The organism is Lutibacter citreus (assembly GCF_003260195.1).
GTDB lineage: Bacteria > Bacteroidota > Bacteroidia > Flavobacteriales > Flavobacteriaceae > Lutibacter > Lutibacter citreus.
In genome coordinates this window covers 350,343-375,769 of sequence record NZ_QEIH01000003.1, presented here as the reverse complement: position 1 = coordinate 375,769, position 25,427 = coordinate 350,343, and the positions used below count along the sequence as shown (strand labels likewise).

Here is a 25,427-nt window from a genome sequence, read left to right as displayed (position 1 = left end):
CCCTAATCATTATTACAACTAGGGTAATTTTAATTAAGAAAACCACACAATTAAATTCTTCTATTTTTTTAGAATTATTAATACACAACCTCTAACTCATTATCCACAGTCCATACACCTGGTGCATACAAAGCTGTTTTTCTTGCATCTTCTTTTTCTTTTAAAGAATGAACTTTTCCCGTTAATTTTACGTTATGTGCATCAGCTTTTACTTCAATATTTTTAGCGTCAATATCTGCAGATCTTTCAAATGCTTTTTTAATTTTATCTTTAATATCATTAACATTTATGGTGTTTTTTAATGTAATATTATTTACCACAAATTTTACACTTGGTAAGTTTTCAACGGCTTTTGTTGCTGCATTTTTTTCAAAATCCCACATTACTTTACCTGAAAGGAAAATCCAACCATCTTCTACTTTAACTTTAATATCATTTTCAGGAACAGAAATATTCCATTTTAAGGCATTTACTGCTGCTGCTGCAATTTCTGAATCTGTTTTTTGTGTACTTGAACTATATTTAACTACAATATCTTCTGCTACTGCTTTTACACCAACTACACTTTTAGCTGCATTTTCTGCTTCTCTTTTTTTTACATAACTATCTACAGTTCCTGATAATGTTACAACACCATCTTTTACTACTACCCCAATTTGAGTTTCATCAATATTTGGTTGCCATTCTAATTCATCCAAGACATCTTTTTTAATACTTACATCTGATCTCATAATTTCATGTATTTATGTTAATAACACATCAAAGATATTACACCTTTAAAGTACTGACACTGACCTAGATCAGCATTAATTATTTTTTGAATATTTTAACAAAATGTAAAATATTATTGATATTTAAAGTCCTTTTTTTTTTTATATAATTTTTTAATTAGCTTTAAATACTTTTTCTATTTATTATAAAAATCAAACATTTTTTTATATAAATAAAAGAATAAACCTGAAGATAAAACACCTAATAATGCAACTGCCATATCCTTTTGAGAATCCCAAACGTCTCCCTGCGTTCCTAAATATGAAATTCCTTGCTCAACAAAAAATACATCTGCCACTAACCATTCTATAATTTCATATAAAGCGCTTGAAGTAAGAATCACCAAAACAGGAAGTCTTAATGCTAAATACTTTGGAATTTTAAGCCATTTTATAAAACATTCTTGTAAAGGGTAATAAAGTAAAAATCCAAAACTAAAATGTACCAATCTATCATAATGGTTTCTTGAAGAATGAAATACATTTTGCAACCAATAGCCAAATGGATTTTCTGCATATGTATATTTAGAACCATAAACATGTAAACACAAAAAAATAAAAATGAATAAATAACTAATATTACTAAAGCGATACTTGTTATAAGTAAAAATTAAAAAAAGCAGCGCTATAACCGTTAATGTATTTTCTATAAACCAATTGGCGATATCTGTAGTTCCGATTAAAGAATTAAGCCAAATTGAAGAAAATAATAAAACAAACCAAACCTTTTTTATGGTTATAGTACTGCTAATTATCATTTGTCAAAATTTTAAGGTTCCCCTTTATACTTATAAAAAATATAAAAGATGACGATTAATATACTTTTAGCTTTATAAAAATAAAACCTATAATATATTGTTGACGATTATAACTTATATTATAGAATGATCACCAACTATTTCAGATAAAGGAAGTCCCCAACTTGGTACTTTCCCCCCTAATGTTTGATACATTGTTTTAAAACCCATTTTTAAAATATAAGGTGTATATCCCATTTTTAAGATACTTGTTTTTCCTCCCCACCATTCATCCGTATGCATATAAAAACCTTTGTGCCTACCCATATCTCCATAGCATAAAAGTAAAGGATGCAATGGATCTATTTTTTCATCTTTTCCTAAAATTTCATTTGCAATAACTTTTGAAGCAATTTCACACTCCATATGCCCTAAAGAACCTATTTTTGGTATTGTAACTGACGCAGCATCTCCTACTGCAAATATTTCTGGATAATCAGGATTTCTCATAAATAAATCAGTAATAACAAATCCTTGATCATCTACAAAAGGAAGACCTTTCATAAAACTATGGGGTTCCCAATTAGGAAAGATAATTTTCATTTCAGCTTCTAAGCTAGTTCCATCTTTAAACTCAATACCTTCTTTATAAATTCTTTTTATTCCTATAGTATTATTTTTATAACCATAACCCATTTTTAATACCATTGGAAGTAATTTATTGAGAATAGTTTCACCTGCATCTTCTGCAATAATATCGCCAGGAGTAAATAAAGTAATGTTTTTAGCATTTCCTTTTTTATGTTTTTCTAACCAATCGGCCAATGAAAAAGCCAATTCAATAGGTGGACCTTCACAAGCTGCCAATGCGGTTGGTATTATAGGTAGTTTTGGACTTTTACCTTGTATAAATCTATCAGACCCTAATACAATATGTCCTCCTTTATAATTGTTGTTTAAATAATTGCGAACTTCATTACCATAAAAAGTATCAGAAAAAGTATGCCCAAATTCGGCAAATCCTTCAATTTTATCATAAGCCAATTTACATCCTAAGGCTATAACTAAGTAATCGTATTCAATATTTTCTTGAGCTGAGCCTTTTCTTTCATTTGGTGTATAATATACTTTTTTGTTAGCAGAATCAATACTCTCCACTTCTGCCTGTATGAATTCACTTCCATCTGATTTTAAATATTTTTGAAATTCAAATTCTAAAGTATCTGCTGGATTATGATTATTAAAAACTTCAATAGGAATATTAGGAATAAAATTGATATAGTTTTTACGATCTATAACCGTAATTTTAATATAATTATCTGCCTCTTTATGCAGAAAACGAGCAACTGTAAGTCCTGCAAAATTGCATCCAAGAACTAAAACTCTTTTTTTATTTTTCATAATAAATGAATGTTTTTAACTTGTATTACTTCACCCTTCTTATAATATACAGCGCTTGCAAGAGATTTTATTCTAAATCCTACGGTATTTAAAATAACCTCTTTAGGATTTTTATTTTTTTTTATTTTTATAACTATATATTTAAAAGTAAAAAAAGCAGTGTTAGAAATATAAAAGTATTTTCTATAAGTAAATTCTTAACATTTGTTGTTCTAACAAGCGTGTTTATACAAAAGGTTTTAAATAACAAAACGAAAAAACTTATACCCTTTTATGAATATAACACTGCTTCTAATTATTTTATTCAATACTTTTCTTCATTTTTTTTAAATTAAAAGCTAGAAAAATTCTAAATATACCTGCAAAAATAAATGCGAATGCAGTCATATAAACAATACTAAAACCTGCAAAAACAGGATTGGCCAACAATAAAAAGGAAAATATTAAGATTAAAAATCCTAAAAATAATAACCATCCCCAAGATGGAAAACCAACTAATTTAAACTGAAGCGATAAACCTATAGCCAAAAACCCTTGAAATAGTAACCAAAAACCAACAAAATAAGGTAAAATGGCCATTGTCATAAACGGATGTGTTATTAATAATAACCCTATAATAAGGTCTAGAATACCACTTGCTAAATACCATCCCCAACTTTGTATATCACTCTTATTGGAAATAGAAAATACAATTTGAGACAAACCAGAAACTAATATAAATGCACTAAAAATAATGCTTAACGACATATAACTTTCTAATGGAGTTTGAAATACCCATACTCCTATAAGAACAAATAATATTCCTAACAAGAGTGATATCCACCAATTTTTCACTGCAGATTGCGTTGCACTTAAAACTGTCATAACTATATAGATTTTATAATTATTAGTTTACGTTGTTTTTTAAAAGGTCTTTTAAAGCCAAACCTAACTCGTCCATATCATGATTAAACTCTCTTTCAAATTGTTGTTCATTTGCTTTAGCGGTTTCATTAAAAGAAATAACACCATCTTTAAACTCTTTGCTTCTTTTTGTCAATTTTTCTTTAATTTCTTTATTTTTTTGTTCAAGCTTATTTAACTGCTCAACCAATTTTACTTTTTCATTTTTATTGGCTTTAGAAATTTTCATCTTAAGTATATTAATCTGTTTATCTGTATTTTCAATGGCAATTTTAGATGTAGTTTCAAATTTTTTCCAGTTTGAAATTACAGTTGTTTTAATTTCTTTACTAGAGTCTATTGCTCCTTGTTTTACATCTTTATTAAGTTCTTTTACATCCTCTTTAACAGATTTCGCATCTTTTTTAGATGTCTGTCCACAGCTTATTAATACAATTCCTGCCATAAAAACGATTACAGCTAAGGATAAAATTTTTGTTTTCATATCTAATTATTTAAATTTCTAATTTACTTACTTGTTTTAATTCATATTGTTTTTCTAAATTCATATTGGCATCAAACTCATAGATATTTAAAACTCCCGTTTTCACCTCTACTTTTGGAATTTCAGCTGAAGAAATATTTTCAATTTGTCCCATTAAAGCTCTAATTGAATTACCATGACCTGCAACTAGTACGTTTTTTCCTTTTACCAATTCAGGAACAATAGCTTCGTAATAATATTGAACTGCTCTTTGTTTGGTTTGTTCCAAAGATTCACTTCTAGGTAATTCATCTATGCTAATTTTAGCATATTTAGGATCAAATTTTGGATGTCTTTCATCATCAATTGATAGATTGGGAGGCGACGTACTAAATCCTCTTCTAATTTTCCAAAAAAGTTCATCTCCAACTTCCTTTTTTACATCATCCTTATTTCTTCCTTGCCATGCTCCATAATTACGTTCATTAAGTTTCCAACTTTTTATGAAATCAATTTGCATCATATTAGCAGTTTCTAAAATAATAGAACCAGTTTTTATAGCTCTTTTTAAATAAGATGAAAAACAAATATCAATCGTAATATTATGATCTCGAATAATTTCTCCCGCTATTATAGCTTCCTCAATACCTTTAGGAGCAATATCTATATCTGTCCAACCGGTAAATATATTTTCTATATTCCATAAACTTTTTCCGTGTCTTACTAGTATTAACTTCCCCATTTCTACTTCATTTTAAAATTTTCTAATTTTTCAAATTAATCCAAAATATCTTCACCCAATGCATTGTATAATTGAGTTAATTTATCCTCTTGTTTTTTAATTCTCTTTTTTATCCTGTTTCTTCTAGCTTTAACAAATGAATTAGTAACGGCATCTTCATAACCTTTAAGGCTAGATTCTAATTTGTTAATTCTATTTGTTGTTTTGTTCTTAATTTCTTTTATCATAGATTTTTTTTTGTCTTCCAATTCAGTAATTTTAATTTTCCTTTTTGCTTTTAAATCGTTGATTTTAATTCTGATTTTAGTTTTTTCAGAAGCTGTTACTTTTTTTAACTTTTCTCGTTGATCTTCAATTTTATCTTCCAAATCTTCTATATATTCATCTATATAATCGTCAAACTCAATTTCAGCTTCACTTCTAATAATTTCTGAACTATAAGATCTAAGAGCATCATCTATAAACACTGAACTATTTTCACTCACTTCAGCTACAATAGCAATGGTTCCTACAGTCATTTTATTACTGATTTTTTTTATAAAATTATCTTCAAAATTATAACGACCAACATCTATCACTGCTCCAACAGTTAAACCTGAATATAAACCTATAACAAAACCAACAGGACCTGCAATAGAACCAAAAAGACCTCCAATTGCCCCACCAGTAAGAGTTCTCCAACCCTCTCCAGCTGTTTGATCGTTCAATAATTCATAATGATTTTCATCAACTTTACGAACCATTAAGTGATCATACAGTGTAATATCACCATAAGAATCTAATTCTTTTATTTTATGTAATGCTTCAAGAGCTTTTGTATCTTCCTTAAAAGGAATAACTAAAATATTTGCCATTTTTTTTACTTTAAAGGTTATTACTAATTGCTATTATTCTAAATTTCACGAACAAATTATTTGGCTAATTGCCCCATTTCTTTATCCAATTCTCTCAACATAATAGATTCTTCTCCAAAGGCTTCTAATCTTCCAATAAAGTATTGTACTTTATTTAATTCCTCCGCTTGTTCTTTACAATACCATAAACCTAGCTCTACAACCATAAAATTTTCTTCTGTATGAGCTGCTTTTGTAAGTGCATAACATTGTTTTGTGATTTCTTTTTCGTGATCTAATGCTGATATTAAAACATCTGGAAGGCTTAAAAAATCTTGTTTAGGTTGTTTTAAGGCAGGTGTAATAGGTCTTATTCCATTGGCTAAAAGCATATTTTTGGCTTTGTCTGCATGTACAAGTTCTTCATCACTATAATCTTTAAATAGTTTTGCTGCACCTGCAAAACCTTTATCATTTAACCAATTAGCCATAGATAAGTATATTCTTGCTGAATATTCTTCTTGTTCTACACGGTAATTAAGTAATTTAACCATTTCTTCACTTAAAAATTCTGATTTTGTTTTCATTTTTATCAGTTTTAAAAATTTATTTTTCCTTAATACTAATTAAATATTTCAACATCAAAATTAATTAGTTATCAAGCGTGATGCACTGACCTAGGTCAGCCTAATAAAAAAAGTATTTATTTTATTTTTGAATTTCTTGAGAGTTTATTTAGAGAAAGGAATACTATTTATAAATAGATGAGTATGTAAATAACTCCTATTAAAATTATAATCCCAAATGCGTAGCCTACTAGTTTACCTGTAACTTTTGAACCTCTTAGCATGGAAATACCCAATTTCACTAACATATTACTTACGGTAGCTGCTATAATTACTGAAGATGCCAATTGAAGTTTATCTCCTTCTAAAGAAAATTTAGACATACTAATTGTAATTGCATCGGTATCTGCCAAACCTGCTATTAAAGCTGAAAAGTATAACCCATTTTCCCCAAAATATTTGTTGCTATAAAAAACGGCAAAAAGAATAATTAAATACACGACTCCAAAACCAATAGCATTTAAAATATTTAAAGGATTACCAAGTTTAAAATCAATCTCGGGTTTATTATCATCCCTTCGCATTAACACTAAAGTAGCTACAATACAAATAGTTGTTAATAAACTAAAAGGAAATGCCAAATACCTTATAATTTCATTATTAAAAATATAGGCTAATAAAGCAAGCCTAGGAAACATAATTGCAGACGCTACTATAATACCTGCACTATACTTTTTAGAAAACTCTGGCAATTCTTTACTTTTTATGGCGTAATTCCAGGCCACTGCAGTACTAGAAATAAGTCCGCCAAGTATTGCTGTTAATAAAATTCCTTTTTTTGTACCTACAAATTTCACTAAAAAGTATCCTATAAAATTTAAAAAGGATACAATTACTATAATAGAACCAATTTCAAAAGGGTTTAATAAATTGTTTGGCCCATACGTTTTATTGGGTAAAAAAGGCAAAATTAATAAAGCAATAATAGAGAACTTTATAAATGCAAAAAGCTCATTTGAAGTAATATTTTTTATTACAGAGCGAAATCGAGTTTTAAGTGAAAGTAATGTAACTATAATAACTGCGGTTGCTACGGCATTTTTATAATATTCAGCAGAAACCATTATTCCTAAAACAAAAGTTGCAATTAGAGCTAAATTGGTAGTTAACCCTTGCCCTGTCTCTACTTGTTTTATAGAAAAATAATTTAATGCTAAAAATAAAATTATTGCTCCTAAACCTATAATAATTAACCAAGGAGTATATGTTTCTGTTAAATTGCTTATAGAAAATCCGAGTATAGCAACAATAGGAAATGTACGAATTCCGGCAAAACCTTTTTCTTCCTTGAGCTTGTCGTATTCTCTTTCCAAACCAAGTATTAAACCTATACCTAAACTTATTAATACGCCAAGAATATAAGATCCAACTTGTTCTTTTATTGCTTCATATATTTGCATATTTTATTACATAAACTCTTCTAGAAACTTAAAAAACTCTTTTTTAAGGTCTGAATAAATTTGTCGTTGTGTTTCAAGACTATTTCTTAATTCAATATGTTTTTTAATCATTTTAATGTCTTGTTCATTTAAGCCTATATTGTCTTGTTCTTCTGCTACATGCGTTTCATGAACTGTAATAGCTTCATTAATATCTTCCATAATTCCCCCATGAACAATAAATTCATTTTGATAATACTCCAACTTATCTAGAACTTCCTTGTTTGTCCATCGTGTTACTAATTCACTCAATTTTATATTTAAAAAATTTAACTCATCCTTCCAAAAAGCGAGTTCTCGTTTCCAAAGTTGATGTTCAAAATGCATATTAGAGTTATATAGTATTTCTGTTAGCATAGTATATCTATTTAGTTTTTAAAGTTTACAATTTATAGGCATTTTAATAGGATTTAATATTTGAATGACGGATAGAATCTCTTTGAAAATAGGTCCAATTATATTTTCCTTTTAAAACCCCATCGGTTTCCCAATCTCCATAAGTTGGATTAGGAAGTACAATAAACTTTTTACCAAAATTAGTTTTCAAACTATCTACTCTCTTATTTCTTTCATCTTTAGATCGGTTATCAAATACCATTGAAAAATCTGATAAATTATCACCAATTAACAGTATAATTTCGTGCGATTTATTTACTTTCAGTCTTCTTACCTCTTTTCCACTGGTAGCTTTTTTTAATAAAACATGTGAGGCATTTGCAAATGGAAATCCTGCTTCGCGAAGGTTTTCAATAGTTTCTTGTTTATAATTTACGGATCTATTTGAAATATAAAATACGTCCACTCCTTTACTTCTGGCATAATTAAAAAAATCAAGCGATCCTGGAATTGCTTTTGCTTCCTTTCTCTTAACCCATTCAGCCCATCTCATTTTGGTAAACTCCTCATCTAATTTAATTTGCTTACCGCTATAAGGACTATTATCCAAGAGCGTTTCATCAATATCTGTAATAATAGCAAAAGGCTTTTTATTACTAGTTTCAGTATCTAAAATACTATTTAACTGTAATTTAGCTAAGTTAAACGCTTGATATGCTAATGCACGATATTCTGCAGCGTTTTGTTGCCATAAGACCGCTTGTATTGAATATTCTCTATTTGGAATACAAACTTTTTCAATTTTTACTGGATTGTATTGGCTTTTAGTAATTTTAGTTTTACACCCTACCAATACTATTAAAGTTAAAAAAATGACACGTATTTTATTCCTCATAATATTTCCTAATTAATTCTCTAATACTACAAACTGATTTAATGCTTCCATTGCCTCACAACCATACATTAATGCAGGCCCTCCACCCATAAGTATGGCAACTCCAATAGTTTCCATAATTTCATCAGAGCTGGCTCCCGATATTAAAGCATCGTGTACGTGAAAAGCTATACAACCATCACATCTTACAGAAATTGCAATTCCTAATGCTATAAGTTCTTTTGTTTTGGATGAAAGCTCCCCTTCACCGCTACCAGCTTTATGTAATTTGTTAAAACCTTCCATTGTAGCAGGGATTCTTTCTCCCATCTCTTTCATTAATTTTGAGAGATCATTGTAGTGTTTAGAATAATCTTTAATCATAACTAAAGTTATTTAAAGTGTTATGTTATATAAATTGCTTTAAAGAAAATCATCAAAACAATCTGCTTTTTCAAAATTATTTTATAATAAATTGTTACAAAATGATCTACATCATTTTATAAGTTTTTAAGTTTATTTTTCCCCTTAAACAGGTTTACTCGTAATTTAAATCTTAATAATATCAGTAGGTGTTTCAATTAAAATAGTAATATCGCCTCGTAAAGCAATTGGTTGTTTCATAATTTCTGGATTATGTTGAATCATTTTTATCCAATCATTTGTAGAAAGATTGTGATGTTCAAATTTTAATTTATAGGCTGGATGTTGTTGGTTTACAAGATCAGCAAGTTCTAAATTTAACCTATCAGCAAGTTCAACTAATTGGGTTCCTGTAAGTTTATTTTTTAAAATATCTATTTCATAAATGGGTAATCCTTCAGCTTTAGCATATATTAATGTTTGCTTTGCTCTAATAGATTTTGAACTATAATACAATGTAATTTGCCTGTTAGATGTAGAGATTTCACCCATAACCGTATTATTAAATACTACTATTAATTATTTTTAGTTCTTCTAAATAATGCTTTAATATATCCTTTAAGGTTTGCAGATAATCTTCCATTACCTTTTTATTTATTTGTGGATATTCACTTACGGACAATGTTATTGGATTCTCATCCAAAGAACGATATAACTCAGGATAGTTGGTTTCTATTCTGGTTGTGAGTTCCGTAATTTCATTTTGAATTTGATGTAAATCTTTCATAATATCAAATTTGATATGTAAATATAAAAATGATATGAATTTTATAAAATGACTTGGGTCAGTCTTAAAATCTTAAGACCAAAAATAGAGAATCTATAAAAATAAAAAAGGAGAATAGTTTTTATAACTATTCTCCTTTCAACTATTAATCAATCGGACAATCAATTAATATTCATTTTTTATTTCATATCAATAATACCAATAACTTCATAAGCTCTAGTACCATCTATTTGTACTTTTTCGTACAAAATATTAGCATACTCGTAATAAGTTTGTCCATCAATAACTACTTTTTCGTAATTATCTGGCAGCTCATAAACTACTGTACCAATTTCTGGATCTACAACCTCATATTCATTATTAATTTGTATGTAAAAAATACCATACGCATTATAATAGTTGTGGTTATTATAACGTATTCTTTTATAATTTGATGGTAGTACATTTATTCTAAAACCAATTTTTGGGGCGATAACTATATAGCTTCCTCTAGATCGTGTATAAAATTTATTATTAGCGTAATAATAATTTTGATTTTTATAATTAATTATAGTTCTGTTTGGAACATTACGTACTGCAATTACTTTCCTTTTTGGTGTTTTATAAATTACTTTAGTACTTGGTACTCTTCTGCTAATAGAACTTTTATTTGCCTTAGAAATACTTGTTCTTTTTACTGTTTTATTATTTGTTGAAGTTCCTCTACGAGTTTGTGCAGAAACCTGCGTTGTTATAGCCATCAAAAATAATGCTAGTAACACATATGCTTTCATAAATGATTTCATAATTTCATAATTTTAATATTTATACTTCTTTTTATCTAAATACTTAGACTCTATTTTACATTAATAGTTTAAAGGTATTTATCTAATAATTACAAAAAAAATGAAATAGATGAATGGGTATTCTAAATCTATAAGTAAAGTAATTTTAGTGATTTCACCTAAAAAAAGCATACCTTTTTAAATATGTCTTTTTTATAAAATTATTTCAATAAACCAAGTAAACCTATTAATTCAGTAAGGTTAATACTTTAATTTTTGTTTGTATCTAATACATTAAAGTTTTCTGCTATATACCCAATGGCTTCTTTAGAACTAATAGCTTTATCTTTGTTGTTGCTACCGCTATTGATAATAAATTTCTCTACATAATAAATATTTTATTTTTAATATTTGAGCTAAAATAGAGATTGAAATTTTAAGTTAACCAATTAGATTTTCTTGGAACTCTTAATTTTTTTAATGAATATTTTCGAACAAGCAATAAAGAAACTAAAGCTGCCAAACTATCACTTACTACAAATGCTATCCATATTCCATTTAAACCATAAAAATGATTTAAAGTGTATAATATTGGTACAAACAACAATATTGGGCGAAGAATAGCCAAAAATACAGCAATATTATTTTCTTGTACAGCTTGAAAATAACGTGTAGCAATTATTTGAATCATATAAAAAGGTATACAAAATGCAAAAATTTGTAAGGCTTTTTCCGCCATTTCAGTAATAGCTTCATTATTAATAAAAATCCTAATTATTAAATTTGGAAACAGCTCACATATCAACACACCTAAAAGTCCAATTAAACCAATAATAATCATTGTATAACGTAAGATTCTATAGTTTTTAACATGCTGATTGGCCCCTAAATTAAAACTAACAATAGGTTGTATTCCATCTCCAATACCAAGAGATGTCATCATAAATAAAACGTTCACACTAAAAATAATTCCCATAACGGCTACTGCTTCAGAACCTCCAGATTTAATTAATAGATTATTAATAATCATATTTTGTAAACTGGTGGCAAAATCCATTATAAATGGTGATAAACCTAATAATAGCATTGGGAAAATTATTTTTTTCTGCAGTCTAATATTTTTCCATAAAAGTTTTATCACACTCTTGCCTCTTAAATAATAAGCCAATAAAAGTGAACCATTTACCCCTTGAGCAATAATTGTTGCTAATCCTGCTCCACGAACTCCCATATCAAAACCTTTCATAAAAACAATATCTAACAAAATGTTAATTATTGATGAAACAAATACAAGAATTGCTGGTAAACGTGGATTTCCTTCTGCTCTACAAGTAAACTCTAAAGCTATAAAAAAGGATAATGGGAAGCCAATTACAATTACTTGAAGATAATCTCCAGACATAGCAAGAAGTTTTCCACTAGCACCAAAAAACTTTAATAAAGGTTCGTAAAATAGCAATCCAGCAGAAGTAAATACAACTATAGATACCAAAAGTCCTGCAACCATATTACCAAGAGCTATTTCCGCCTTTTCAGGAGTAGATTTACCTAAATAATTAGAAATTAAAACGCCTGTACCACTACTAAACAAAAGTATAAATGCAAATTGAAAAATAGATACTGGAAACACCATTGTTACAGCTGATAATCCCTCTGCCCCTACAAATTGTCCAACAAATATTCGGTCAACAATATTATACAGCGCATTAATTAAAAGGCCTAACACTGCGGGGCCCGTATAAGTCATTAGCTGTTTTAAAACAGAAACATCTTTTGATGATTTCATTTTAGATTTCATAATTTTTAAAAACAGATTTTTTATAAGCTATTATCAAAATAGTATCTAAAAAATAGATATTTGACAATACTTTTATGCATCGAATAATTTTATAATAGAAGTTAAATGTATCTAGGTATTTAAAGAATTATTAGTTACAAATTCTAAAAATTTAGGTTTGTATTGCTCTGAAACTGTAATACGTTGCTTATTAATTATAATTTGACTACGCTCTATTTCTTCAATATTTTTTAATGAAACAATAAACGATCTATGAACTCGCATAAAATGAGTTTCAGGAAGTTCTTCTTGTAAAGATTTTAAACTCATAAGTGTTAAAATAGGCTTCGGATTATCTTTTAACCATATTTTAATATAATCCTTCAAGCCTTCAAAATACAATACATCAGACAATTTAATGCGCAATTGTTTGTACTCCGATTTTACAAAAAGGAATTCTTTTTCTTCGGAAACTACATTTTGCTGTTTTCCTTTTACCAATGAAAACCACTTATTTGCTTTGTTAGCAGCTGCTAAAAACTCAGCATAATCAAAAGGTTTTAATAAATAATCTAAAGCTTCAACTTTTATACCTTCTAGAGCATATTGATCAAACGCAGTAGTAAAAATTACACGTGTATTTTCTGGCAACATTTTAGAAAACTCAATTCCCGTTAGATCTGGCATTTGAATATCTAAAAAAAGTAAATCTACAGGCTCCGATTTTATAAATTCCATTGCTTCAATAGCACTACTACATTTTTTTTCAAGAACCAAGAAAGGTGTTTTTTCTACATAGCTTTCTACCAAATTAAGCGCCATAGGTTCATCATCAACAATAACACACGAAATTTTTATGTTGCTCATAAGTTAAATTTGTTTCTATTTTAAAGTTCTCTCAATCCAATCCATTATTCCTTCCCAATCTACCAACTTTATTGCAATTGTAAAAGTAGTAAAAAACAATAAAAAGCATCTTATTTTTAAGGTTTTATACTTTAATTAGAATCTACAAATTTAAGAGTAGTTCTATCAATAATATTTACTGTTGCAATTGCATTCATAAATATATTATAGTCTACATCTATAGAGTTAAATTTAGGTAAAATTGCAGGTGTTTCTGATAAAGCATAAAGCGCAATAATATATTCATGCGTACCTTTTCCTTTAGAACAAGGAGAAGTGTAGGATACAGCTGTACCATCTTTGTTAGCTCCCATAAACCAATCTCCATTGGGAGCCATTTTATAAGGTATTTCAGTAATTTCAGGATTTATATCCCACAATAACAAATAGGAATTAATTTCGGTTTTATCTTCTTTTTTAGGATAATGATACATAACAATGGCTAAAGATTTTGTACCCTTAGGAACATTTTCCCACGAAAGAGGAATTGAATTTTCAACATCATTTACCTTCTTTTCGCATTTATAGTCTTCTTTCAAAACACCATTTTCTATTGCGATACTGGATAATTTGAAATTAGAATGGATTGTTTTAAAATCGTCATGATTTATTTTAGTTAATGTTTTATTCTTTTTGTTTGGATTAGGTCTCTTGTTATTGCAAGAAATAATACAAACAAATAGTAGTGGAAATAAAATTTTTAAACTTTTAATTGCTTTCATTTTTTATGATTTTCAACAATTGAAATTCCGTTAGGATTCATAATATTATAAATCAAAGTATTAGTACTAAACTAGCTATAACTTATAATGTTTCTATATTTAAATGGACTGAAAAATGGTTATTTTTAACTTTCGTTGTAAAACTGTATTTACCTGAATATAATAATTTTAAGCGTTTTTCTAAATTTTGTAATCCAATTCCTGAACCACTTTTGTCATCTCTCTTTTTAGGAAAATTATCGTTTACAATACTAAAAAATACAGTATTATTTTCAGTAGTCATATTTATGTTAATTTCACTTTCTTTGCTTGCTGAAACACCATGTTTAAATGCATTTTCAATTAAAGAAATAAACAATAATGGAGCTATTTTAATTCCTGATTCTTTTGAAGGAAAATTATAACGAACCACCGTTTTATCAGAAACACGCAACTTCATTAAATCAATATATTTTTTCATAAAATCGATTTCTTTTGAAAGCGGAACTAATTCCATATTAGTTTCATACAACATATAACGCATTAATTTACTTAAACTATGAATAGACTTTTTTGCCTGATCTGGTGAAATATCTACCATTGAATAAATATTGTTCAACGAATTAAAAAAGAAATGCGGTTGCAATTGGTAATGTAAATGTTGCAATTCTGATTCTAACTTTATAGTATCTGCTGCTTTACGTGCTGTTTCTGTTTGCGCCCACCTTTTGGTCGTTTTTATAGCAATTGAAAATAGCAATGGCACAACATAGGATAACATTTGTACATAAATAAATAATTTAAAAGGAGGGCCATTACCTTTATCTTTAGATTCTTTTCTTACAATTTCTTGAAAAAAAGAATCTTCGATTTGTTCTTTTAAAATTAAAAACAAGGCTATCATGCCAAGGTTAATACCAATAAACAGTAACATTTTTTTTGTAAATAAAAACCGATTTATAAGTATAAAATAATTGACATAGAAAATAATTGCATAAAACCCTAACGGAATCCAAAAATGAGCAATAATTCTACTAAACTCTAGCGATTGTCCATACGATAAAATATAAGGTATGCTAAATAAAACTATCCATACTAAAATATGTGAAAAAACTGTTATTTTTTTATTTTTATGCATAATTAATTATTCATAACGTAAAGCGGTTATTGGATCTAAAGCCGCTGCTTTTCTAGCCGGATACCATCCAAAAAAGATACCTGTTACAGCACATACAACAAATGAAATTATTATTGAATACAGCGCTACACTTGTTGGCCAATTTAAGAATTTTTCAATAAAAACGGTTGATCCTAACCCTAAAATTACACCTAAAACTCCACCGGTAATACTTATTAAAATAGCTTCAATTAAAAATTGCATTAAAATATCAGAGCCTTTACCTCCTACTGCCATTCGCAAACCAATTTCTTTAGTACGCTCTTTTACTGATACATACATAATATTCATAATACCAATACCTCCTATTAATAATGAAATACCAGCAACAGCAACCAATAAAATGGTTAACATTTCACTTGTTGAACTAAAGGTTGAAATTAATTCTTCCATAGAACGTACATGAAAATCATCTTCATCATTTTCTGTTATTTTGTGTTGTTTTCGTAAAATTTCTGAAACTTGAGTTACAGCTTCTGGCGCCTTATCTTCACTTATAGCAGATGCTATAATAGATTCTAAATGGTCTATTGCTAAAATTCGTTTTTGTACGGTTGTGTATGGCGCAATTACAACATCATCTTGATCTTGACCAAAAGTATTTTCTCCTTTTTCTTCTAAAACACCAATAATTTTAAAAGGAATATTGTTAAAACGAATCATTTGCCCCACAGGTTCTTGCCCATCAGGAAACACGTTATCTACAACGGTTTGACCAATTAAAGCTACTTTAGCAGCTGTTTTAACTTCGGCATCTGTAAACATACTTCCACTTTGTAAATCAACTATTTTAATTTTTAAATAATCTGAATTTACTCCATATATACTTGATGGCCAGTTATTAGAACCATTTATTACTTGTCCACCTCCATTAACCATTGGTGTTATATAAGTTAATAAGTCTGCTTGTTCTTTAATAGCGTAATAATCTTTAAGCTTTAATGTTTCCATAGCGCTACGCTCTTGTTTAACACCACCCCTTACACCAGATCCAGGTCTAACCGTAATCATATTTGAACCCATTGCTGAAATGGTAGTACGAATACTTTCTTTTGAACCTTCACCAATTGCTAACATTGCAATTACAGAAGCAACCCCAATAATAATTCCTAACATGGTTAGCAAAGTTCTTGTTTTGTTAAGAACTATGGCTTTAAAAGCGATTTTAAATAAATTTAATAGTCTCATCTGTTTATATTTAATGTTTTTTAATGGCCATATCGAATGCCACAATTAGCAAATAATTCGGTATTGAAAATTTTGTTAGGCATTTCATAATTAATCGTCTTGTTTAGGTAATTTAGCTAACTCGTCAGCTGCAGATTGTACTTTATGATTTTTATAATCTTGTATAATATGCCCATCCTTTAATACAATTGTTCTACTGCTAAATGTTGCAATATCAGGCTCATGTGTTACAAAAGTAATGGTAATTCCTTGTTTATTTAACTCTTGAAAAAGTGACATAATTTCGTAAGATGTACGTGTATCAAGATTACCTGTTGCTTCATCTGCTAAAATCATAACCGGATTATTAACTAAAGCCCTAGCAATTGCTACACGCTGTTGTTGTCCTCCCGAAAGCTCTGATGGTGTATGATCCATCCTATCGGCCAAACCAACCATTTCTAAGGCTTTAATAGCACGAGATCGTCGTTCTTCAGTAGATACTTTGCTATTGTATAATAACGGTAATTCTACATTTTCTATAGCGGATGTTCTGGCTAATAAATTATAAGATTGAAAAATAAACCCTATTTTTTCATTTCTTATTTTAGCTAATTCATTTTTACTTAAGCTTTTAACTTTTTCACCATCAATTATATAAGTTCCAGAAGTAGGCTGATCTAAACATCCTAAAATGTTTAATAATGTACTTTTACCTGATCCACTAGATCCCATTATAGTTACAAACTCGCCTTCTTTAATGGAAAATGAAATACCTCTTAAAGCATGAACCGTTTCAGTTCCCATAGTAAACTCACGTTTTAAATCATCTATTTTAATAATTTCTTTGCTCATTTTAGTTTACTTTTTTTTGTTTGATCCTGGTCGTTTTGGCATAAAAGGACTTTCACTTTTATCTGCTGTTTTTGTGTCAGATTTACTAACACCAGCCAAACTGTATACTAATTTTTCGCCTTCGGAAATTCCACTTAATATTTGAACATGTACCCCATCACTGGCTCCTAATGTTACAGTTTTTGGTGTAATACTTTTATTAGCTTCTAACACCCAAAGTGTGGTTTTTTCTCTAGATCTTTCTCTATTATTAACCTCTAGTTGATGCTGTAGATTGTATGCTGCTAGGATTTCTCTTTCAGGTTTAAAGTTGATTGCTTTGGCTTCAGCCGTTAACACATCTTTTAATTCTAAGGTATAAATAGAAATGGTTGCAGTTAATCCTGGTTTTAATTTTAAATCTGGATTACTAGCTTTAATTACTACAGTATAAGTAACTACGTTTGATGTTACTGTTGGGTCTAAACGCACTTGAGTAACAACACCTTCAAATGTTTCTCCTATATAAGCATCAACCGTAAATTCAACACGCTGCCCTTCTGTAACTTGTCCAATATCTGCTTCATCAACATCAGCTTCAACTTGCATTTCTTTTAAATCTTGAGCAATGGTAAAAAGAGTTGGTGTACTAAAACTAGCAGCAACTGTTTGTCCTTCATCAATAGCTCGTGAAAGAACAACACCATCTATTGGCGAATAAATATTAGCGTAACTTAAATTTGTTTTAGCCTTTTGAAGATCTGATAATCGTTCTGTTACAGAACCTTTTGCTGTTTGAAAGTTATATTCGGCTTCATCAAAATCGGCTTTACTAATAACTTGATTTTCAAACAAGGTTTTTTGTCTATTGTAAATTGTTTGTAAGTAATTTTTTTGACTTACAGCATTGTCGTAAGCTGCTTTATTTTGAGAATAAGTAGCTTTTAAGTTGGTTTTATCCAATTCTGCAATAAGTTGTCCTTCTGTTACTTTACTGTTATAATCTACATAAATTCTTTCTACAACTCCTGAAACTTGTGTACCAACTTCAACTTGAGTTATTGGCTCAATGGTTCCTGTTGCAGTTACCATTGTTGTAACAGCTGCTTTTTTAGCTGCAACAGTTTTAGCTTCAATAACAATAGTATCACTACCTTTTAATAGACTGTATGCTAAAATTGATACTATAACTATTGCAATAATGCCTATAATGATGTTCTTTTTATTTTTCATTTTGTTTAAAGTTTAATGTCGTTTCCTTGATAAAATTGTAATAATTGATGGTATAAAATATTTAAGTATTTTGCTTGTAAATAATTTTGTTGTGCATTGGTGAATGTATTTTGGCTAATCACTAAATCTGTAGTACTTAAATCGCCTAATTCATACTTTTTTTGTACCAATTCATAAGATTGTTTAGCAGCTTTTTTTGAAGCCTCAGCCGCAATTACTTGTTCTTGCGCAGATAATGCATTTTGGTAAGCCGTTTCTACTTTTTTATAAATATCTTTTTTAGTACTTTGTTTTTGAATTTCTGCCTTTTCAATATTTATAGTTGCCGTTTGTACAGCAGCCTTAGTTTGATTTCTGTTGAATATAGGAACACTTAATGATAGCCCTAATTTTTGATTGAAGTTAACATCAAACTGGCTACCAAAAGTATCATTATTTACACTTGTGTAACCAGACCCAAGACTTCCATTTAATGACAACGTTGGTAAATAACCACCTTTTGCAATGTCTAATTCCTTTTGGTTTGCAGCGATATTTAAGTTACTTGCTTCTAGTTCTGGTAAATAGTTTAATGCATTATTGTAAATACTTAATTTGTTTAACTCTAAATTTACCAATGCAGAATTTTCACTAATAGTTTCAATTTCTAAGTTTTCAGTTGGTGGTAATTCTAATAATTGTTTTAGTACAATAATATATTGCTGATAGTCATTTTTTGCATTAATTAAATTGTATTTATTAGTTGCAGTTTGACTTTGTGCTTCTGTATAATCATTTAATGCAATTGTTCCGGCATCTAAACGTGCTTTTGCACGTTCAACTTCTTTTTCTGAAGCTGCTAAATTATTTTCAGCAATAGTTATACCTTCTTTACTGTATAACGTTTGTAAATAAGTTTCTAAAATATTTAAAACAATGTTGTTTTTTTCTACTTCTTCTTTAAAAATACTTTGTTCAAATAATAATTTATTTTGTTTTATCTGATTACTAATTTGATTTCCCTGAAATAACGTTACAGAACTATTAATACCAACATTTGTATTATTAATTTGGTCTGTTACATAATCGCTAGTAATTGGGTCTATTGTATTTCCACTAGAAAAATTTTGTGAAGCATTCCCAAACAAATTAGGTAATCTAGACGATTTCGATTTATTATAATCTACTTCAAAAATACTCTTGTTTAATGCCGCATCTTTAATGGTAATATTATTTTCTAAAGCATAATTAATACAATCTTCTAAAGACCATACTTCTGACTTTGAGTTATTTAAAGTTTCTTGTGCAAACGAAATTTGCATAATTAATAAACTTACTATAATGAGATATAATTTCATTTTTTTGAATGTTTTTAATTTAACACTTCAAAGGTGTAACTATGTACTCTTATAATAAAAAGCAATATACGTTTGGGCAGATTTAATATACAAAAACCCATTTTTAATAGATGAGATTTTTTGGTTGAAGAGAATAAATATCATAATGTATTTTTTCTTAACAATTGATTACTATTATTATAACCCCTCTTAAATTTCTTCATAATAACACAATATCACTTCCTAATTTCAAAATCCAATTAAAATCAACTATCTTTCATACTATATAAAATCATCTATAAATAACACTTCAAAATGAGCAAGCATTCAACTAATTTTTCTAGAAGAGAATTTTCCAAACTTTCTGCAATGGGACTTGCAGCTATTCCTTTAATGTCTTTTAAAAATGTATTAAATACAACAGAGTCGTCATCACAAGACCAACTAAATGTTCATTTATTTTCAAAACACCTACAGTTTTTAAATTATAATGATATGTCTGCTGCTACAGCTGAAATGGGTTTTGATGGTTTAGATTTAACAGTACGACCAAAAGGCCATGTATTACCTGAAAATGTAAAGGATGATTTACCAAAAGCCATGGAAGCTATGAAAAAACATGGTCTTGCCCCAAAAATGATGTCAACTAATGTTTGGGATGCTAAAAATATAGTACAAAAGACGGTTTTAGAAACGGCAAGCAAATTAGGTTTTACCAATTACCGTACAGATTGGTTAAAGTACCCTGAAGATACACCAATTACTGAAAGTCAAGCTTTATATGGAAAGCAAGCAAGAGATTTAGAAATTCTAAATGAAAAACTAGGACTTATTGGTGGATATCAAAATAATTCAGGTAAAAATGTAGGCGCTCCTGTTTGGGATCTTCTTCCTATTTTAGAAGCAACAGAAGGAAAATATATGGGGAGCCAATATGATATTAGACATGCTGTAATAGAAGGTGGTGAATGTTGGGAGCTTGGGTTAAGACGTATTAAACCATTTATTAATTCCATTGTATTAAAAGATGTTAAATGGGGAATTGTAAATGGAAAATGGCAGCCAATTAATGTTCCTTTAGGCGAAGGTATGGTAGATTTTAATCGCTATTTTTCTTTACTTAAAAAATATAAAATTAACGTTCCTGTTTCTCTTCATGTAGAGTATGATTTAGGTGGTGCTGAAAAAGGAAATAAAAAAATAACTATTAATGAGAAAGAAGTTTTTAAAAGCATTAAAAAAGACTTAATGTTTATTAAAGAAGCTTGGAAAAATTCTTAATAAAGGTTTTAAAGATTATTCTATTTAACAAAGCTCTTTTAAATAAATTATATATAAATACTCAATTGATTTGTAGTGTGTTTCCATTTAAAACAAGAAACATAATAGTTAAAAAAAACAGCTCCAATTTTATTAAAAAAATAAGCTTTATGCTTTGTTTCTCATTTTTGATAATATTATAATAATTGAATATATGGCTATATTTAAACTTAAATTTTTTAAACAGCACAAAAGTATATTTATGACAAAAACAAAAAAGGTCTTATTATTAATTTTAATTTGTTTTATAAGTACTAATACATTTTCAAATCCATTTATTCGTTTAGATTCCATTGGTTTGGCAAAAACAAAAAAAATGATTGAAAATGGAACTGCTTCAGAAATAACACTTATTGCGTATAAAAAATTAATTAATAATGCCAATAAATTACTAAAAAGCAACAACCCAACGGTACTGGATAAAACCATACTTCCGCCATCAGGAAACAAGCATGATTACTTAAGTATTAGCCGTTATTGGTGGCCAAATGCTGATACAATAGATGGTTTGCCTTGGGTGAGACATGATGGAAAAACAAATCCTGACACACAAACCGATGCTGTGGATAGAAGAAGATTAGGTTTTATGGGTGAAAGTGTTTGGAGGCTCAGTTTAGCATATTATTTTACCAAAAATGAAGCGTATTCTAAAAAAGCTATTAGTATGATTGAAACCTGGTTTTTGAATCCAACTACGCTTATGAATCCACATTTAGAATTTGCACAAACTGTTCCGGGTAATCCTAATAAAAGAGCAACTGGCATTTTAGATGGACGCTCAATAGTTATGTGCGTTCCGGATGCAATAAACTTACTTTCAGTTTCTGAAAATTGGGAGCCAAAACATAAAATAAAAACAACAAAATGGTTATCGGATTATTTAACGTGGTTAACAAAAAGTGATTTAGGTATAAAAGGAAGTATGCAAGAAAATAATCACGGTTCTTGGTACAGATATCAAGTAGCTTCTTTAGCACTTTATTTAGATGATAAGCAGTTAGTTAAACAAATGGTTGAAATAACACAAAATAGCTTGGATAAAATGCTAAATATTGAAGGTGGACAAATTCATGAACTTGCTAGATCAAGATCATTTTTTTATAGTTGTTTTAATTTACAAGCATTAACGAATATTGCTGTTTTGGGTGATAAAGTTGGTATGAATATGTGGCAATTTGAAACTGAAAACAAAAAGAGTTTATTCTTAGCTATTAATTATCTAACTCCAGTTTTAAATGGTAAAAAATGGAACTATAATACCTTAAAACCTATTGATTTATCTGGGTTAATCCCTGTAATTGCAAAAATACCGGCTAAATATAATTCTGAAACATATAAAAAGGCTTTAGAAAATATTTTAAAAATTACTGAAGAAAAAGATATAAACAATAAATTATTGGAGTTTTGGTTGTTACACACATCCAATTAGATGTTTTTTACAGACATTTCTTTTATCAAAATCAAAAAAAATATTTTCACGTATATATATTTTAATTGAAAAGTGAGTAAAACTGGCGTCTTTGGCCAAAACTTACTATTATTATATTAAATCAATACTTTCTGCTTTAATACAAATAATAGGAATACATTTGCACAAAAATCAAAACACGGAATATGAAGCGTATTAATGAATCTAAAAAGCTTTTTAAAGTTGAAAACTCTATTGATCTTAAAGAGTTAAAAACTACTTACAGAGGGCTTGTAAAACAATGGCATCCAGATAAATTTCAAGATGAAGATAAAAAAGAAGAAGCTGGCCAAGTAAGTTTAAAAATTATTGATGCATATCATTTTCTAGTAAGTATTGCTCCCGCAACTAAAGAATCTAATTTAGATGAATATACTACTACAATAAAAGAAGCAAAAGTTGCAGATTTTCATCATAAAAGTTTACTGTTAGAGGTTACTTTTACTGATGGTAGTACTTACGAATACTTTGGTGTAAACCGAAAGCTTTATATGAAATTTGCAAATAGCAAATCGTTAAGCAATTTTGGAAGAAGAAATATTTTCAATTCTTATTTATATAGAAAATCAAAAAAAGCACCAGTAATGGCATAAATTAAAAACTTACTTTTTAGGCTTAGAATCTTTTAAATTCATAACATATTATTTTGAAAGCTAAAAGTGATCTAAACCTTAAAATATAAACAAATCCCCTATTATTTCAGTCGAAATTTTAGGGGATTTTTTTTCTAAAAAATGAAATCTTGATCATTTTTAAATTTTATATTCAAATGAACACTCAATTATTTTCTATTTTTTAAATAATCATCAAGAGGATTTATAAAAGAATTTACAATAATAACCAATAAGGTACATATTAAAGTTTCAGTATATAAACCAGAAGCTGCAATACAACCAATTGCTGCGCTGCACCAAATAGTTGCAGCAGAACCTAACCCATGAACATTTACTCCTTCTCTAAAAATAACACCTGCTCCTAAAAAACCTACACCAGTTACTACTTGCGCAATAATTCTTGTAATATCAATATTTGGATCGTCATTTTTCATAATAAACGACAATAAAACAAATATAGCAGCTCCCGCAGCTACTAACATATTAGTTTTTAAACCTGCCGTTTTATGGTGCCATTGCCTTTCAAAACCTATAGCTAATCCCGCAATTAAGGCAACAAGAAGTCGCATTGTAAATTCTGTAATTGTCATTTTATTCTTTTATAAAAATAAAGTTAAAGTATTATTTTCATTTCACATAAAATACTCTTTCCGTCTTAAATAATAGATTATTAATGCAATAATAAATTACACCATTTTTTAAATAAATTGAACTGTTTTAGTTTTTAACCAATCATTTCTATTACATGATTAATACTTTCCATACTGGCCAAGTTTGTACCTTCGCTCATTGTTGTAGCTGTACCACAAACAACTCCCCATTTTAATATTTCTTCTGAAGAAAGCCCTTGCTCAATAGCATAAACCATTCCTGCAACCATACTATCACCAGCTCCAATTGTACTTTTAACTTTAACAGATGGAGTAGTTTTATAAAATACACCTTCTGAAGAAGCTAAAAAAGCCCCTCTTGCCCCTAAAGAAACTACAACATATTTTGCTCTATTTGAATTTAATAATTTCATAGCAAAAGCCTCTTGTTCTTTTTTTGATAAGAATTCTTTCCCTGCAAGTTGTGCTAATTCTTTTTGATTAGGTTTTATTAGATATACATTTTCTTTTAAAGTTTCCATTAAAGCTTTATCAGATGTATCTACTATAACTTTTATATTTTTCTTTTTAACTAATTTTATCAATTGCACATATAAATCTATAGGCATTTTTTCAGATAAACTTCCACTTAAAATTAAAATTGAATCTTCATTAATTTCATCACTAATTATGGTTTTAATCAGCGCTATTTCACTGGTACTTAATTCATTCCCCGGCATTCCAAAACGATATTGCAACTGTGTTTGGTTATCAACAACTGATAAGTTTTCTCGGGTCCAAGCATTAACAGGAATAGCAGTTAAATTAATATTTTCTTTTAATAAAAGATTTTTTAAATTTAATCCTGTATCACCTCCTGCAGTAAATAAACATTTATTTTTAACTTTTAGGACATTTAATACTCTAGAAATATTAACGCCTCCTCCTCCAGCCTGGTACTCTATTGAATGACATTTAAGTTTTTGATCTGGCTTAATTTGATCAACTTTTGCGCTTTTATCTAAAGCTGGATTAACTGTTAACGTAATTATATTCATGTTAGCTATATTATATATTTATATTTTTCACTATTATATCTTAATTTAAGGCAATTAAGGTATTGTTGTTTTACATAATTAAAACAATTATTTAAAGAACTATTTTACAATTTTTATGGTTAAATTACAGCTCTTATTATTAAAATAATAAACAATAAAGGTAAAAAATTAATTTAACTCTTTTGCTTGTTATTATAATGAGTATTCACTCAAAAAAAATTATTTGTT

At 28.5% G+C, this 25,427-nt stretch carries 28 protein-coding genes; 3 read left to right on the top strand and 25 right to left on the bottom strand.

Going from position 1 to position 25,427, the window contains the following annotated elements:
- Positions 1 to 77 precede the first annotated feature (77 nt).
- From DAD81_RS07715 to DAD81_RS07605, 23 genes are all read right to left on the bottom strand, one after another.
- Entirely contained in the window at positions 78 to 731 is a 654-nt protein-coding gene (locus DAD81_RS07715; protein ID WP_111707675.1) for a BON domain-containing protein, read from the bottom strand.
- Between the two features lie 176 nt (positions 732 to 907).
- Complete coding sequence (locus tag DAD81_RS07710) at positions 908 to 1,528, bottom strand: DUF2238 domain-containing protein (RefSeq protein WP_111707674.1); 621 nt, start codon at positions 1,526 to 1,528, stop codon at positions 908 to 910.
- Between the two features lie 114 nt (positions 1,529 to 1,642).
- Positions 1,643 to 2,908: an NAD(P)/FAD-dependent oxidoreductase gene (locus DAD81_RS07705; RefSeq protein WP_111707673.1), complete on the bottom strand. Its 1,266-nt coding sequence runs from the start codon at positions 2,906 to 2,908 to the stop codon at positions 1,643 to 1,645.
- 300 nt (positions 2,909 to 3,208) lie between these two features.
- A complete protein-coding gene (locus tag DAD81_RS07700) occupies positions 3,209 to 3,772 on the bottom strand; it encodes an HdeD family acid-resistance protein (RefSeq protein WP_245949193.1) in 564 nt (187 codons plus the stop codon).
- Positions 3,773 to 3,794: 22 nt separating this feature from the next.
- Positions 3,795 to 4,295 carry a hypothetical protein gene (locus DAD81_RS07695; protein WP_111707671.1) on the bottom strand — a complete coding sequence of 167 codons (501 nt, stop codon included), beginning with the start codon at positions 4,293 to 4,295 and terminating at the stop codon, positions 3,795 to 3,797.
- Positions 4,296 to 4,305: 10 nt separating this feature from the next.
- A complete protein-coding gene (locus DAD81_RS07690) occupies positions 4,306 to 5,016 on the bottom strand; it encodes a 2,3-bisphosphoglycerate-dependent phosphoglycerate mutase (protein ID WP_111707670.1) in 711 nt (236 codons plus the stop codon).
- 35 nt (positions 5,017 to 5,051) lie between these two features.
- Entirely contained in the window at positions 5,052 to 5,870 is an 819-nt protein-coding gene (locus tag DAD81_RS07685) for a DUF1269 domain-containing protein (protein WP_111707669.1), read from the bottom strand.
- Positions 5,871 to 5,926: 56 nt separating this feature from the next.
- Complete coding sequence (locus tag DAD81_RS07680; RefSeq protein WP_111707668.1) at positions 5,927 to 6,436, bottom strand: ferritin; 510 nt, start codon at positions 6,434 to 6,436, stop codon at positions 5,927 to 5,929.
- A gap of 167 nt (positions 6,437 to 6,603) precedes the next feature.
- Positions 6,604 to 7,875 (bottom strand): MgtC/SapB family protein, encoded by a 1,272-nt coding sequence (locus tag DAD81_RS07675; protein WP_111707667.1) that lies wholly within the window; start codon positions 7,873 to 7,875, stop codon positions 6,604 to 6,606.
- A 6-nt stretch (positions 7,876 to 7,881) separates the two neighbouring features.
- Complete coding sequence (locus tag DAD81_RS07670) at positions 7,882 to 8,271, bottom strand: hypothetical protein (RefSeq protein WP_111707666.1); 390 nt, start codon at positions 8,269 to 8,271, stop codon at positions 7,882 to 7,884.
- A gap of 43 nt (positions 8,272 to 8,314) precedes the next feature.
- Positions 8,315 to 9,145 carry a 5'-nucleotidase, lipoprotein e(P4) family gene (locus tag DAD81_RS07665; RefSeq protein WP_111707665.1) on the bottom strand — a complete coding sequence of 277 codons (831 nt, stop codon included), beginning with the start codon at positions 9,143 to 9,145 and terminating at the stop codon, positions 8,315 to 8,317.
- 12 nt (positions 9,146 to 9,157) lie between these two features.
- Positions 9,158 to 9,508: a carboxymuconolactone decarboxylase family protein gene (locus DAD81_RS07660; RefSeq protein ID WP_111707664.1), complete on the bottom strand. Its 351-nt coding sequence runs from the start codon at positions 9,506 to 9,508 to the stop codon at positions 9,158 to 9,160.
- A 165-nt stretch (positions 9,509 to 9,673) separates the two neighbouring features.
- Positions 9,674 to 10,039, bottom strand: a complete 366-nt coding sequence (locus DAD81_RS07655) for an arsenate reductase family protein (protein WP_111707663.1) — start codon at positions 10,037 to 10,039, stop codon at positions 9,674 to 9,676.
- A gap of 10 nt (positions 10,040 to 10,049) precedes the next feature.
- Positions 10,050 to 10,274 (bottom strand): hypothetical protein, encoded by a 225-nt coding sequence (locus DAD81_RS07650; protein WP_111707662.1) that lies wholly within the window; start codon positions 10,272 to 10,274, stop codon positions 10,050 to 10,052.
- Between the two features lie 179 nt (positions 10,275 to 10,453).
- Positions 10,454 to 11,059 (bottom strand): DUF6515 family protein, encoded by a 606-nt coding sequence (locus DAD81_RS07645; RefSeq protein ID WP_111707661.1) that lies wholly within the window; start codon positions 11,057 to 11,059, stop codon positions 10,454 to 10,456.
- Positions 11,060 to 11,474: 415 nt separating this feature from the next.
- Positions 11,475 to 12,824 (bottom strand): MATE family efflux transporter, encoded by a 1,350-nt coding sequence (locus DAD81_RS07640; protein WP_157961099.1) that lies wholly within the window; start codon positions 12,822 to 12,824, stop codon positions 11,475 to 11,477.
- 123 nt (positions 12,825 to 12,947) lie between these two features.
- Positions 12,948 to 13,682, bottom strand: a complete 735-nt coding sequence (locus DAD81_RS07635; protein WP_179950035.1) for a LytR/AlgR family response regulator transcription factor — start codon at positions 13,680 to 13,682, stop codon at positions 12,948 to 12,950.
- Positions 13,683 to 13,813: 131 nt separating this feature from the next.
- Complete coding sequence (locus DAD81_RS07630) at positions 13,814 to 14,443, bottom strand: YbhB/YbcL family Raf kinase inhibitor-like protein (RefSeq protein WP_111707659.1); 630 nt, start codon at positions 14,441 to 14,443, stop codon at positions 13,814 to 13,816.
- Between the two features lie 82 nt (positions 14,444 to 14,525).
- Positions 14,526 to 15,560, bottom strand: a complete 1,035-nt coding sequence (locus tag DAD81_RS07625) for a sensor histidine kinase (protein ID WP_111707658.1) — start codon at positions 15,558 to 15,560, stop codon at positions 14,526 to 14,528.
- A gap of 6 nt (positions 15,561 to 15,566) precedes the next feature.
- Positions 15,567 to 16,787, bottom strand: a complete 1,221-nt coding sequence (locus tag DAD81_RS07620; protein WP_111707929.1) for an ABC transporter permease — start codon at positions 16,785 to 16,787, stop codon at positions 15,567 to 15,569.
- A gap of 90 nt (positions 16,788 to 16,877) precedes the next feature.
- Positions 16,878 to 17,621 carry an ABC transporter ATP-binding protein gene (locus DAD81_RS07615; protein WP_111707657.1) on the bottom strand — a complete coding sequence of 248 codons (744 nt, stop codon included), beginning with the start codon at positions 17,619 to 17,621 and terminating at the stop codon, positions 16,878 to 16,880.
- A gap of 6 nt (positions 17,622 to 17,627) precedes the next feature.
- A complete protein-coding gene (locus tag DAD81_RS07610; RefSeq protein WP_111707656.1) occupies positions 17,628 to 18,833 on the bottom strand; it encodes an efflux RND transporter periplasmic adaptor subunit in 1,206 nt (401 codons plus the stop codon).
- 5 nt (positions 18,834 to 18,838) lie between these two features.
- Positions 18,839 to 20,170, bottom strand: a complete 1,332-nt coding sequence (locus tag DAD81_RS07605) for a TolC family protein (RefSeq protein WP_111707655.1) — start codon at positions 20,168 to 20,170, stop codon at positions 18,839 to 18,841.
- Positions 20,171 to 20,464: 294 nt separating this feature from the next.
- Here DAD81_RS07605 and DAD81_RS07600 point away from each other — a divergent pair, with 294 nt between their 5' ends.
- The 3 genes from DAD81_RS07600 to DAD81_RS07590 all read left to right on the top strand — a co-directional run bounded on the left by DAD81_RS07600 (position 20,465) and on the right by DAD81_RS07590 (position 23,530).
- The gene (locus tag DAD81_RS07600; protein ID WP_111707654.1) at positions 20,465 to 21,430 is read left to right on the top strand and encodes a sugar phosphate isomerase/epimerase family protein; all 966 of its coding nucleotides are present in this window, start codon (positions 20,465 to 20,467) and stop codon (positions 21,428 to 21,430) included.
- A gap of 241 nt (positions 21,431 to 21,671) precedes the next feature.
- A complete protein-coding gene (locus DAD81_RS07595) occupies positions 21,672 to 22,898 on the top strand; it encodes an alginate lyase family protein (RefSeq protein ID WP_111707928.1) in 1,227 nt (408 codons plus the stop codon).
- Between the two features lie 185 nt (positions 22,899 to 23,083).
- Entirely contained in the window at positions 23,084 to 23,530 is a 447-nt protein-coding gene (locus tag DAD81_RS07590; protein WP_111707653.1) for a KTSC domain-containing protein, read from the top strand.
- A gap of 188 nt (positions 23,531 to 23,718) precedes the next feature.
- On the opposite strand, the gene DAD81_RS07585 is transcribed toward DAD81_RS07590, so the two are convergent.
- Positions 23,719 to 24,141 (bottom strand): MgtC/SapB family protein, encoded by a 423-nt coding sequence (locus DAD81_RS07585; protein ID WP_111707652.1) that lies wholly within the window; start codon positions 24,139 to 24,141, stop codon positions 23,719 to 23,721.
- A gap of 134 nt (positions 24,142 to 24,275) precedes the next feature.
- Complete coding sequence (locus DAD81_RS07580; RefSeq protein WP_111707651.1) at positions 24,276 to 25,199, bottom strand: 1-phosphofructokinase family hexose kinase; 924 nt, start codon at positions 25,197 to 25,199, stop codon at positions 24,276 to 24,278.
- Positions 25,200 to 25,427 lie beyond the last annotated feature (228 nt).